At 50.8% G+C, this 13,048-nt stretch carries 11 protein-coding genes; 3 read left to right on the top strand and 8 right to left on the bottom strand.

From position 1 onward, the window contains the following. Positions 1–216 carry an RNA-binding S4 domain-containing protein gene (locus tag ACN0YN_RS16355; RefSeq protein ID WP_417386099.1) on the top strand — a complete coding sequence of 72 codons (216 nt, stop codon included), beginning with the start codon at positions 1–3 and terminating at the stop codon, positions 214–216. Here ACN0YN_RS16355 and ACN0YN_RS16350 read toward each other — a convergent pair whose 3' ends face one another. Beyond that, positions 217–357, bottom strand: a complete 141-nt coding sequence (locus ACN0YN_RS16350; RefSeq protein WP_417386098.1) for a hypothetical protein — start codon at positions 355–357, stop codon at positions 217–219. 119 nt (positions 358–476) lie between these two features. After that, positions 477–3,050 carry a hypothetical protein gene (locus ACN0YN_RS16345; RefSeq protein WP_417386097.1) on the bottom strand — a complete coding sequence of 858 codons (2,574 nt, stop codon included), beginning with the start codon at positions 3,048–3,050 and terminating at the stop codon, positions 477–479. A 418-nt stretch (positions 3,051–3,468) separates the two neighbouring features. Here ACN0YN_RS16345 and ACN0YN_RS16340 point away from each other — a divergent pair, with 418 nt between their 5' ends. After that, positions 3,469–4,770 carry a glycoside hydrolase family 15 protein gene (locus ACN0YN_RS16340; protein ID WP_417386096.1) on the top strand — a complete coding sequence of 434 codons (1,302 nt, stop codon included), beginning with the start codon at positions 3,469–3,471 and terminating at the stop codon, positions 4,768–4,770. A gap of 11 nt (positions 4,771–4,781) precedes the next feature. On the opposite strand, the gene ACN0YN_RS16335 is transcribed toward ACN0YN_RS16340, so the two are convergent. The 5 genes from ACN0YN_RS16335 to ACN0YN_RS16315 are packed head-to-tail and all read right to left on the bottom strand — an operon-like array spanning position 4,782 to position 9,264. After that, positions 4,782–5,945 (bottom strand): GTPase, encoded by a 1,164-nt coding sequence (locus ACN0YN_RS16335; protein WP_417386095.1) that lies wholly within the window; start codon positions 5,943–5,945, stop codon positions 4,782–4,784. Positions 5,946–5,951: 6 nt separating this feature from the next. Continuing rightward, positions 5,952–6,782: a type III pantothenate kinase gene (locus tag ACN0YN_RS16330; protein ID WP_417386094.1), complete on the bottom strand. Its 831-nt coding sequence runs from the start codon at positions 6,780–6,782 to the stop codon at positions 5,952–5,954. Positions 6,783–6,818: 36 nt separating this feature from the next. After that, positions 6,819–7,163: an exodeoxyribonuclease VII small subunit gene (locus tag ACN0YN_RS16325; protein WP_417386093.1), complete on the bottom strand. Its 345-nt coding sequence runs from the start codon at positions 7,161–7,163 to the stop codon at positions 6,819–6,821. Between the two features lie 57 nt (positions 7,164–7,220). Beyond that, positions 7,221–8,450: an exodeoxyribonuclease VII large subunit gene (gene xseA / locus ACN0YN_RS16320; RefSeq protein ID WP_417386092.1), complete on the bottom strand. Its 1,230-nt coding sequence runs from the start codon at positions 8,448–8,450 to the stop codon at positions 7,221–7,223. A gap of 31 nt (positions 8,451–8,481) precedes the next feature. Next, positions 8,482–9,264: a sugar phosphate isomerase/epimerase family protein gene (locus ACN0YN_RS16315; protein WP_417386091.1), complete on the bottom strand. Its 783-nt coding sequence runs from the start codon at positions 9,262–9,264 to the stop codon at positions 8,482–8,484. Between the two features lie 229 nt (positions 9,265–9,493). Here ACN0YN_RS16315 and ACN0YN_RS16310 point away from each other — a divergent pair, with 229 nt between their 5' ends. Further along, positions 9,494–12,181 carry a hypothetical protein gene (locus ACN0YN_RS16310; RefSeq protein ID WP_417386090.1) on the top strand — a complete coding sequence of 896 codons (2,688 nt, stop codon included), beginning with the start codon at positions 9,494–9,496 and terminating at the stop codon, positions 12,179–12,181. A 15-nt stretch (positions 12,182–12,196) separates the two neighbouring features. On the opposite strand, the gene scpB is transcribed toward ACN0YN_RS16310, so the two are convergent. After that, the gene (gene scpB, locus ACN0YN_RS16305) at positions 12,197–13,042 is read right to left on the bottom strand and encodes an SMC-Scp complex subunit ScpB (protein WP_417386089.1); all 846 of its coding nucleotides are present in this window, start codon (positions 13,040–13,042) and stop codon (positions 12,197–12,199) included. Positions 13,043–13,048 lie beyond the last annotated feature (6 nt).

Here is a 13,048-nt window from a genome sequence, read left to right as displayed (position 1 = left end):
ATGACATCAGAAGATCGTCGCCCCATTCGATTGGATCAGTTCCTGAAATTTCAGGCAGCCGTGGAAACCGGCGGGCATGCAAAAGTCGTCATCCAGGGCGGCGAAGTAACTGTGAACGGCATCGTAGAAACGCGCCGCCGCAAACAACTCGCACCGGGAGACATTGTCGGATATGCCGGTGAAGAATGGTGCGTCGAACTGATTGACGAGAACTGATTAACGTGTGCTGCTGCGGTGGATGTTAAAGATTCCACCGATGACAATCACACAGACCATCAAGAGCAGATAATCAGTCGCCGTTGCGTTCTGCCAGGCATTGAGCAGATAATCCAGCCAGCCATCTATCCAGAGTTCCATCGAACGCCCCCCCGTTGCCGGCCCGCAACTTTCTATAGACTTATTAATTCTACCCCCGGATTTTGTCCGTGCCTGATCGAGTTGAAAATAACCCATGCGGAAGCATTGATGGTTGTGTTTTAGAAACGGGGACGCTTTTTCAATGCTTCAATTTGATTCAGCATTCCCTCTGAATTCTGGCTGTCAGGTGTCAGTCCGGTCAGTTGAGAGAGTGTCTTTTCGGCATCGCTGGTCTGAGCGTAAAACAGCTGAAGCTGGAGCAGTAACCTGAGTATCTCCGGCTGGTTCGGGAACAAGGCATTCGTTTGTTCCAGCAGGCTGAGTGCTTGGCCGGGCACGCCGTATGACTGATACCAGTCAACCAGTGTCACTACGTCCTGTAGCGTTTCTGAAGTGAGCTGTTCAGATTTTGCATCATGTTTTTTTTGTGGGATTTTTAACCGATGCTCGGTTTTTTCTTCCAGCTGGAGCATGCGCAAGGTGTGGGAAGCGTCCGTTTCTCCCGCAGTAACGGCATTCTTTAACTGTTGGATGGCTTCATCTGTACGGCCTTTCGCGAGATAAACTCGCGCGAGCAGGGAGTGTAGTTTGCCTTTCACTTCCGGGTATTCCGAGGACTGCTTCAGGGCTCTGACAAGTGTCTGTTCGGCATTCGTGATTTCGGATAAACGCAGGTAATTCTCAGCCAGTTGTAAATCAGAATGCTGATTTTGCGCTACAGGCTGCTCCTCTTTTGCTCCTGCCTGATAGCTGGCTTCCAGCGTCTCATGTGCGAGGTTAATACCTCTGACGAGATCGCGACGGAGCATCTTCTGATCCGGCATCGAAAAGGCCCGTTCGAATTCACGAACTGCTTTCTGATATTGTTTCGTTTTAATATACGACCAGGCCAGCAGGTTCGTCAGTCTGACGTCGGCAATCTGCTGTTGCTGCAGTGTGTCGACATAACTGATTAATTCATCATAGTGTGCGGCAGCAAACAGTTGTTGTGTATAGGCAACCTGAAACGCCAGACGATGAGGGAACTTTTCAATGGCTGCGCGTGCCAGCTTGAGAGAGTCATCGGGATGCCAGTATTGATTGCGAATCGTACCGCTGCGGTTCGGTTCCAGCTTGAGAATCATCACCCCCTGTTCGTCATAGACCGGTGTCATGCGATAAACGAGATCCTGATCAAGAAGATGCCAGGGGAATGCCGAAACTGTATCCCGACTGAAAGTGACGAGGTAATCCGCGGGTAAATTCTGAATCTCTTTGTGTAACTTTTCCGCATTCGTAATTTCAAAAAAGTTCAGCTTTTGATAACGATGTCCTGTGGTAGCGACATCAGCACGTCGTGTAATCAGTCTTGCATCGGGGTTCGTATTTTCTCTGATCCATGTGCCGGCAGCAGTCCAGTTACTGAACTGGTTCGGAGGGAGATGATCTTTGTAGAAATTCTGAGGGTCCTGGATCATTTTCAGATTCGCGTGAATCAATGCACTATCCGTTTTCAGTTGCCAGCCAGCCAGTAGCAACAGTAACAGTGAGCAGCCGGCAACCAGTATTTTGCGAATCACAGGTCGGGAAACTTCAAAGTGATTTGAAAATGCGACCCAGCCTGCAGGTAGAAAAGCCAGCACGACAGGTAGAAGTGGCAGAGTAAACCGCTGTTGCATCCAGGGCCAGAGGGAGAGGATTCCCAGGCTGAAGACCAGGTACCAGAACGTGACGGTTCCTCCCTGGAGACGCCGTTTGAACATCCCGTAACATGAGATCGCGAGTACAAGCGCACCGAGAATCAGATAAACCCCGGCTGGTCCGGGTAGAATATTGTTTTCATCAAGTATCATGCGGGAATAACGTGGCATTGTTCCAGGCATGTCAGGAAACAGTTTCTGGCAGAAGCTGTCGAAGTGAGTCTGGCATCGCTGCAGGATGCTGAAGACCGTGCCCACAAGGCCCTGTGATTTAATTTCCTGCAGGGCTACAGAGACATAACCGCTGTTTTTCAGCGCGGAGTTACGGAACATCCAGAAACCAGTTGCAGACAGAGAACAGGCCACACCAATCAGCCACTGCCAGCGGGTTCTGCGAAAGAGGGCCCAGACTCCGACGGCCAGAACCAGAGCAATACCGATCGTTCTTAAAAACGGAAGAAAAATCAGCAGGCAGGTAAACAGTACCAGTTTCCCTTTCCCGGGCGATTCGGGTTGAACAGCCAGCAGGTACAGAATTACCAGTGTGCAGGCCATGAAGGGAATTTCACTCATGACAAGGGTAGAGAAGAACAGGGTGTAAGGATTAATGGCGACCATGCCGGCGATCAGAATGGCAGGCCAGTAAAATCGATCCTGCTCCGGATTCTGGAGACGCAGGACATAGAGATAGAGCAGTGTCAACATCACCAGTCCTGTCAGCCAGACAGTGGCTTTTGCCAGGATGACATTGTAGGGGGCAATCAGCGCGGCCGGTGATAACAGCAGGGACATTCCCGGAGGGCGATGGGCATAGAGCGGCTCGCCGGGCGTATCGATTTCACGATACCCCGTTCCGTTGACCAGCGATTTGGCCATGATGACATAGCGGGCGCTGTCAGGTGTAAAGAAATAGAGCTGGTTCCAACGTGCGATCACCATACCTGAGAACATCAATAACAGGAGCAGAATGCTGATCTGATGCGACCGTTGTAATGACTGCCAGGGACCTTTCATGAACGGAATCAACTCATCAAAAAGAGTGCAGAGATCGAGAAACAGACAACGAGAACTCTGAAATAAGCAATTGTTATACCTGTTTCTGGCTGCGGAGAGATGCGGGAGTTACTTCTTGGCGGAATCTGAAAATCGAAACGGTAATACTGGTTGGAGATACTGCTGGACTGGAAAAAATGAATGGAATCAGGACCAGAAGCGCAGATTGGGGAGGTGTTTTGACTATTGACAGGTGATTTTTTGCAACGTGGTTGTTTTTTTGCAACATTTCAGAATCTGGCACTTCAGTGCACCTGCCGTTGCAATTTGAAGCCAATTCTTTCACAATTCGGGGCGCGTAGCGCGATCAATACACGGATTGTTCCGGGCTGCATTATTATCTGTTTCGATTATTTCAAGTTTATTACAGGTATTTCTCATGGATGACGAACGCTTTCGCTCTCTTAAAAAATCACTTCAAACGGTCGCTGAAACGGAAGAACTGGTCGGTTTTCTGGAAGAACAGGGGACATTCTCTTTTCCTGCTCTGGAGAACGGCCTGTTTCCGGCAGCGATTGCTCATGAATCAACCGGTTATCAGAGTATCTGGGTGCGAGATAATATTCATGTCGCACATGCGTTAAATGCAGTGGGCAAATCCGGACCAGCGTGCAAAGCAATCTCAACTTTAACAGAGTATTTTCTCAAGCACCGGGATCGGTTTGACCAGATTATTTCCGGACAGGCAAGTCACAGGGAAGTCATGAAACGCCCTCATATTCGCTTTGATGGCAATACACTGGGCGAGATTGATGAGAAGTGGGCACATGCACAAAATGACGCGCTGGGTTACTACGTCTGGTTCTATTGCCTGATGCTGACACAGGGAAAACTGGAACCCGTGTCGGGGACACTGGACTTACTGGCGTCCTTCGTGCGGTACTTCGAATCGATTCGCTTCTGGGAAGATGCAGACAGTGGTCACTGGGAAGAGGCCCGGAAGATTGAAGCCTCAAGTATCGGCACTGTGGTCAGTGGATTGAAAATGCTGAAGCGTTATCTGGATCAGAGTGAATCCTGGAGTCAGTTTTCTTATCTCGGAACTCCTGTTTCTGCGGACGCCGTCGACTCATTGATTCAACAGGGGCAGGCTGCTCTGGATGACATCCTGCCGGCAGAGTGTATTCAGGCAGATCCTTTGCTGTCACGCAAGTATGATGGTGCGCTGCTGTTCCTGATTTTCCCGCTGGGCCTGGTACAGGGGGAACTGGCTGAAACGATTATGGAAGATGTTCGATCTCATTTAATGGGCGAGTACGGAATCCGTCGTTACCTGGGGGATTCTTACTGGTGTGCCGACTACAAAGAAATGCTGGGCGAAGACGATCGCACAGTTGATTTCAGCGACGATCAGTCCAGTCGGGATAAACTGTTGAAACCCGGACAGGAAGCGCAATGGTGCATTTTTGATTCTGTCATGTCGGTGATCTATGGTCAACGCTTTCTACAGTCAGAAAGTCAGGATGATTTTGACAAGCAGCGTTTTCACCTGGATCGTTCACTCAGTCAACTCACGACCAGTGAATCTGTGTTTGGCCCGTATAAATGTCCTGAATCGTATTACCTCGAAAAAGGCCGATACGTGCCGAACGATATTACTCCACTGTTGTGGACGCAGGGGAATCTGATGATGGCATTGCAGCAGTGGAAACAGACTCTGAAGACTCAATCAGAAAAGTAGTTCGGAAGGATCTAAGACAGTAATTGCTGAATCAGACTGGTGTAAACAGACTGGTCTGATTGATTAAGTGCCTGCAGCGCGCGATGTAAGATTTGAAGCTGACGTGAGGTGACAGGCACGGGTGAATTTTGCTCGGGAACTTCCGGAATGAGTTTTTGAATCAATCGTTTCAGCAGGAGATCAATTCCTGATTTGGTGATTGAGGAAACAGCGATGGCACCGCTGGGAAGTGGTTGTTTCCAGCGGTGTGGAAGATCCGTTTTGTGAGCGACGATAATGGCATCCGGCCATTGTGAGATGAGTCGCAGGTCGTCTGCCTGTTCCGGCTGGCTGACGTCGATCAGAACGAGATTGCAATCCGAGGAATTCATCATCTGTTCTGCACGCTTGATTCCCGTCGTTTCGAGTTCGTCAGCCTGCTCGCGAATTCCCGCAGTGTCGGAAAACTGAACCGGCCAGCCTTCAATGGCGGTCGTCGCTGTGAGTACATCCCGGGTCGTGCCAGCTTCGTTAAATACAATAGAGCGTTCATAACCAAGGATCGCATTGATCAGGCTCGATTTACCCACATTTGGACGGCCGGCGAGAACCACACGCCAGGGGGAAGTCAGGTGAATGCCGAATTGTTCCCAGTGCAGCAGTTGTTCGATTTGCGATTGATATTGTGCTGCATCAAACGCTTGGCCCTCTCCAGGCAGAAGTTTTTCGAACGCTGATTTTAACAGGCCTTCTGACTGACGCAGTAATATTTCTGCGGTTCGAAATGTCGTCGCCGCAGTCAGTCTGTCCTGCAGTTCGACAGCCAATTCGGTACTGGTGAATTTCGCCAGCTGCTCCCAGCTGTTTCGTGAGCAGCCATTGATTTCCAGATCAGAGAGGATTCGCTCAACAGCAGCCATCCCACCGTGACAGTGGATGTCGACCGTATTCTGATCGAGCCGACAGATCACCAGATCCTCATTACTGCCTTGCCCCCAGAGTCCGTAGACAATTCGATTCAGCGGTTGTGCTTCCAGTGATTTCTGATTGGCGGCATGGAAGCAGGCATTGATCGCGGCAGCGACCGAAATCAATTCTCCCGTGACGCGGATTGTCGCGACGGCACCTCGACCGCGGGGTGTTAAGAGTGCGGCTGCGCAGGAATCTGAATGTTGATTTTCAATCGATGAAGGCATATTGATTTATCTGATCCCGCTGATTTTTTGTGCGACGATCGCCAGGCCCTGCAGTGTTAATAAGGGCTCGAACCGGACCAGTTCATCCAGGTGCGGCGCCAGCAAAGAGGAGCCTCCGCCAGTGAGCAGAACCAGTGGTGATTCCTGACTGCTGTGGAACAGGGAATGGTTCTGGAACTGGTGAATCAGTTCCCGTACTGCGCCGAGTTGTCCCCAGAATAAGCCGCTGCGAATCGCGTTTGTCGTATGTTTTCCCAGAACAACGGGTTCTTCCTGACGCAGATCAGCGACGGGAATGAGTGGCAGGAGTGCCGTATAATCGTGCAGGGATTTTGCCGAAAGTTCAAAGCCAGGTAAAATCGATCCTCCCACGAAGTGACCTTCCGACGAGACGACGTCCACAGTCGTCGCGGTGCCGGTATCGACGATAATCGCACCTTGGTTTTTATGACGCAAACTATTGGCGGCGACCGCGTTTAACAACCGGTCAATCCCCACTTTGCGCGGCTCGTCTACTTCAATGACCAGAGGGAAATCTTTTGTGTTGAATACTTCGAGGGGGGACGGAAGTGGAGCCAGTGCCCAGGCCGAAACGACCTTTTTGATTCCGCGTGGATTTGAACCAGCGACGACACTCTGGCAGTCTTCCAGAGGCTGATCGCCAAACCAGTTACTGATCTGCTCCCAGGGGACCGGCTCCTCAATAGCCGTCGAGACCGCGTGCTCTACCAGAGGCAGCTGCATGGGATCCTGAACGGGAAGGTCCGTTTGCAGAATCACAAATTTGATGCGGCTATTGCCGACATCGATGGCCAGTTGTTTCAATGAATGTGTCATGAAAGTCTACTTTGTCTGATACTGTTTACCATCAGACTAAAACAAAGTTCGGTCGTTCTCATCCGAATCCTTTTTGGGGGAACTGCTTTTGCGGCGTCCTGTTTTGGCAGGTCCCTTTGTGTCGATGGAAGCCGTGCTGTCGAAATCTTCCAGTACCGGGTTGCCATCTTCATCGACGCGGGTCAGGATTTCAATTTTCTGCTCGGCTGATTCCAGAGACTGGTAACACGAACGGAGCAGTTTAACTCCGCGTTCAAAGTGTTCCATCGATTCTTCCAGACCTGCGGTTCCTTCTTCCAGGGTGGAGACGATCTCCTGCAGTTCCGCCAGTGATTCTTCGAAGAGGGGTTCTTCTGTCTGTGCTGCTTTTTTCTTTGCCATAACTAAAATCTTTAAATATCAAAATGATTTACTGAGTATAAAAGTGTCAGGAATCCATCAGTCGTCTTCCCGGGTTTCCTGTATCTGGCTGATAATTGTGCCGTCGGAGAGGCGTGTGTGAAGCACTTCGCCGGACTTTACCTCACTGATTGATTTTACGATTTGTAATTTTGCGGGTTCATTGTCTGTTTCCCTGCGTGTGATACTGTATCCCCGGTTCAGAACTTTGAGGGGACTCAATGCATCGAGCGCCGAGGCCAGATGTCGCGTTTCCATTTGAAATCGGGAAATCATTTCACGAGTGCTGCGTTTCAGTCTGCGATCCAGTTCATCGGCCTGTGCAGCCCGCTGGTGAATCATATCGAACGGGCGGGTCAAAGCAGGGCGGGCGGCAATCGCATCGAGTTGCAGACGAACCTGTCGCGCGCGTTGTTTCAGGTTGGTGACGAGTTGGTTCTGCCAGTGCGTCAACGTCGCCAGAACATCGGATTGCAGTGGAACAGAGAGTTCAGCAGCTTCACTCGGTGTTAATGCCCGACGGTCTGCGACCAGATCGGCGATGCTGATATCAATTTCGTGTCCGACTGCGCTGATGATGGGAATTGGACAGGCAAAGATGGCGCGGGCTACCACTTCTTCATTGAAGGCCCACAGGTCTTCCAGGCTGCCTCCGCCGCGTCCGGTGATAATAGTGTCTACTCCGGGAATGCGGGCGGCAGTCTCTATTCCCGCGGCAATCTGTTCGGCGGCTCCCTCACCCTGCACGGCAACGGGTACGATGATCAGGTCGGCGGCTTTCCAGCGTCGTGTGATCACCTGCAGCATGTCGCGCACAGCCGCACTGGTGGGGCTGGTTACCAGGGCAATTTTTCGCGGGAACTGCGGAATCGGTTGTTTGTGCTCGGGATTGAACAGGCCTTCCGCTGCCAGCTTTTCCTGCATCTGACGAAACGCTAATTCCAGCGCTCCCACGCCCTGCGGCAGCAGTTGTTCAATATTGAGCTGATAAGTTCCCCGCGCCTGATAGACTTCGACCGGTCCGGCTGCGACGACTTCCATGCCATCTTCGATCTGGAACTTCAATCGTGAGGCAGTCCGTTTCCAGATGACGGCTCTGAGCTGGGCAGAGTCGTCTTTCAAAGTCAGATAGACATGGCCTGAGCTGGCGAAGGTGCAGTTGGAAATTTCTCCGACCACCCATGCGTAAGGGAAGTTCGCCTCTACCAGATTTTTAATCTGGCGAGTAGTTTCGGTAACGGAAAGTATTTCAGGTTCTGCAAGTGACATAAGCTCGCGATCAATTTTGAGAATCAGAAGATCAGGGGAGCAGTGAGTTCAGATAGGAAATGCCGCTGCGACAATCTTCCAGCTTTCGTTCACCTTGGGTGCGATCCACGGTCAGCCATCCCTGATAACCGGTTTCCAGGACCAGAGGCAGGAACTGATCCCACATGACCATGCCTTTCCCAAGGGGGACTTCAGAGCCTTCTCCATCCATTTCCCGCACGGCGTCGCGCAACCGGTAAGACTTGATCCAGGTATACAGTTCACGAATCGTTTTTTCAGGATCCTGGCGCGTGTAAACCATTTCAGCAGTATCAAAGTCGATGCCGATGAACCCGGCGGTGACATGAGAGAGTAATTCCCGGATGACGTCAGAAGAGTTCCGTTCACAGGCGATGCAGAGGTCGGTACCAATGTGTGAGGCATGTCGTGCGAGATCATTCAGGACCTCACAGATCATCGGAAAATGACTGTTGTCGGTAGACTGTATTGTTCCGGGATGAATGATCAGGCAGGGTGCTTTCATCCGCCAGGCGAATTCCAAAGCAGAGCGGATTTGTGAGATGCGTTCATCAAGGAATTCAGGATCAACGAGTGTGCGACGGGCCGGTAAGCGGAGGGAGGCGACAGACAGGTTAAATTCTTCCAGCAGCTTGCAGAACTGTCGTTCTCCGGAAGGACCAAATGAAGCAGGTGAAATTTCATTTTGAACGTCGAGTTGTACTCCGCGCGCACCGATCTGAGCGGCTGTTTTAATAGCGCGTTTGATGGGCAGACCAAAGCTGCGGGTCGCGACTGCGAGTTTAAAGCGTGACATTATTTTCCTTAAAGCAAGCTGTTTACGGTCATTTTAACTGTGCGGAATAACTGCGGCAATCGGATTGACTGGCAAAGTTTATCTAACTGTCTGTGAAAAGAGAATGATCTCTCCGCGTTATCAGATCAGGATCCGGAAAATGGGCTTTCTCACTCTCTTCCTGATTGAGATTCCACCAAAAAATGGTCGATCTTGATTAAAGAGAAACAATCCCGTTCGGAAACCTTCCATGATACTGTCATCGCTTGCGACCTGCTACCTTGCATTACTCGCCGGTTTACCTGTTGAGGGTAATCTCGTGGAAGATACGTTACCCGTTCTGTCTTATTCGTTTGAAACCAGGCAGGACCAGGACTTCGACGATCTGCCGGATGACTGGTCGAGACGCAAGGGGCCCGGATACCCGGAATATGTCGATGTGAGAATCGATCGCAATCTGGGGCATACAGGTCAGCAGAGTCTGCACATTGCGGTGAACGGGGGGCATGCCACGATTTATTCCCCCCCAGAAAAAATCGACGCGGATCATGCTTATGTATTTCGCGGCTATGTGAAAACACAAAGATTAGTTCATGACGCTGCATTGATTTCGGTTTCCTTTCTGGATCATAAGCGGCAGCGCGTACAGCATTTTGTCAGCCGACCTGTTTCAGGAACCCATAAGGACTGGGTTGAAGTGACGCTGGGGCCATTGACTCCCCAGGCGAATGTCCGGTTCATCGTGCTGGGTTGTCATGTCGCGCATAACGATCAGAAAGACATTTCAGGGGATATCTGGTTTGATGATCTGTGGGTAGGCAGCTTACCCCAGTTGGATATTCTCAATAATTACCATCGCCATTTTGTGGATCATTCTGCTGAGATCCGGGTGAGCAGTCGCATCAGTGGTTTGAATCCGGATAACAAGTATCGACTGGATCTGGAACTGGTCGACAATTCGAATCGACACATTGCAGACTCTTCGCTGGCGCTCGTCACCAGACCGGAAGATGTCAAGATTGTTGAAAACAGCCGTTTACTCGATGGGAATAATCATACGGAGGTCTGGCGTTTACAGCCGATGGAGTATGGCTTTTATGAAGTCAGATCCAAACTGGTCAGGGATCAGAAGTCCATTCTGGAAAAGAAAACGACCTTTGCCGTGATTGATCTGGTCACGCCCAGGTCTACAGGTGAATTTGGCTGGACGATCTCTGAGGAAGACGAAAATTTACCTGTCAAAGAACTGCCGGAGATTGCAGCCCAGGCAGGAATTAACTGGATCAAATATCCGCTCTGGAATGTCATGGAATCCGCTGATATTCATCGCACGAGCCAGGTTGCAGAAATGCTGGACCAGTTTTCCAGTCGGGGAATTACTCCTGTGGGACTGCTGAACCATCCTCCCAAAAAACTGCGATCACAGTTTGCCAAAGACTGGCTGGGAGTGAGCGGGATCTTCACAATGCCTTCGAGTTTCTGGTCTCCTTCACTGGAAGAGGTTTTTGCCCGCTACACTTCGCTGGTGAATTACTGGCAGCTGGGAGGCGATGATGATAACAGTTTCATCGGGCTGCAGAATCTCAATGAAACATTGAAAAAGGTGAAGTCGCAGCTGGATCTGATCGGGCGGGATACCCATGTTGGGATTCACTGGGACTGGAAGACTCCCCTGCCGACAGACAGCATGCCCCAGAGTTTCGTATCCATTAATAATGCCGAACGACTCTCCCCGGGAGAACTGGCACATGAGCTTCAGAATGCCCGCTTGACTCCTGGCGGCAGCCCGCGCTGGGTGACGCTCACTCCGCTATCCAAAGATCAATACACGGCTGAAGAGCGGGGGATTGATCTTGCGAAACGCATGGTGACCGCAAAATACCTGGGTGCAGATGCCATTTTCGCGTCGTCGGTATTCGACGAACAGGTTGGATTGCTCAATCGAAATGGCTCACCCACGTTATTGTTCCTGCCTTGGAGAACAATGGCAATTGCGTTGCAGGGGGCACGGTATCAGGGTTCCTTCAATATGCCTAACAAGAGTACCAATCATGTCTTTATGCGAGACGATGAAGCAATCATCGTTGTCTGGAATGAGGAACCCACTGAAGAGGTGATTTATCTGGGGGAAGATGTGGTGGCCACTGATATCTGGGGGAAACGCATTTCTCTGGAGCGTGATTCCAGCACGCGTCGTCATACGTTACCGGTCACTTCTTCTCCCATGATTCTGCGAAAGTGTAATCAGCAGATTGCCAACTGGCGGCTGGCGGCTCAATTTGAGATCGGCAAATCTCGAAGTGAATACGGAGGCCATCCAGATGCGGTGCTGGGGAAAAATACCTTCATGCAGAGCGTGCGAGGAAAAGCGGTTTTGAATGTACCCCGGGGTTGGGAAGTGGAACCACAGGAATGGGTGTTCGATACCGGTGCCGGAGAAAAGTTCCGACTGGAAACTTTCATGACGTTGCCTTCCAATGCGAGCCTGGGCAGGAAGGATGTGTCCATCGATTTTGATATCTTTGCAGAGCGTAAATATTCGATTCGGGTCCACAGGTCTTATCATGTGGGGCTGGGCGATATTATGGTTCAGGTAACAGACCGAAAAATCGAGGGGAACGTATTGGAAATCGAACAGGTGATTGTCAACAACACTTCGCCTCTGGAGACACTCCAGTTTCGCTGCAGCCTGTTTATACCGAACATGAAGCGTATGCAACGATTTATTACCGAACTGAAACACGGGCAGGACCGTAAGTTGTATTACATTCCCAATGCGGAAGCTTTAAAGGGGAAAGAGCTCTGGCTGAGAGCCGAACAGGTGAATGGTCGGCGTATTCTTAACTACCGCTGGACCGTGGGTGAGGGCTGGGACAAGATTGATGCCATCTCCAGAAAGCACCACAGAAGAACAGAGGAATCGATACGGGTTCGATAGTTTGTCAACTCTGTGTCAGGCGGCTGAAAGATCTTCGTCTTCGTCGTCTGAAAATTCTTCCGAATCGACTTCATCAACGACCTCGTCGAGGTCTGCTTCATCCTCAGAAACAGCTTCCAGATCTGTTTCCTCTTCATTTTCTTCAGCAACTGGTTCCGGTTTTTCCGGTCTGATGCGCAGTGTTTCACCCATGGGTAAATCATCCAGATTTTTCAGACCAAAGATTTCCAGGAATTTGCGCGTCGACTCGTAAAGAAACGGGCGACCGAGCGAATCGTCTTTTCCGCCAATTCTTACCAGTCCGCGATCCATCAGCTGTTTCAGCATTTCAGCACTCTGCACACCACGGATCGATTCAATATCAGCCCGGGTGATGGGTTGCCGGTACACGACGATCGCAAGCGTTTCCATGGCGGGAGGCGAGAGTTTCAGCGCCGCCTGTCTCTGATGCAGCTTATTCAGCCAGAATGAAAACTGTGGCTGTGTCATCATCTGGTAACCCGTGGCGACTCGCTTGATATGAAATGCAGAGTGTGACTCTTCGAGCGCCGCATTGAGCTGGTCAATCAGTTCTTTGGCCTCGCTGGCATTGGCAAGGGTTGCGAGTTGTGCGATTTTTCGAGTGGAAAGTGCACTGTCGGCCACGAACAGCACTGCTTCCACCTTTGCCATTTTTAACGTCCGTCGGGTTTCTACTTCCGTGCCGGAATGAAACTGGAGCTGGTCGTTCTGCTTGGAACGGATCATAAAGTTCCAGCGAAAGGCGTTCGCGGATGTCTGCCGGGTGGAAGAAGCGAGGCTGGCAGACGCTGTGACTGTGCTGTCAAAGCAGGAATGATTTACCGGGTAGCTGTGTCGCATTGAGGT

This window comes from Gimesia sp. (genome assembly GCF_048260065.1).
In the GTDB taxonomy this organism is placed as follows: Bacteria; Planctomycetota; Planctomycetia; order Planctomycetales; family Planctomycetaceae; genus Gimesia.
Note: the sequence above shows the minus strand (reverse complement) of the source record. Positions and strands in the feature narration are given on the sequence as shown.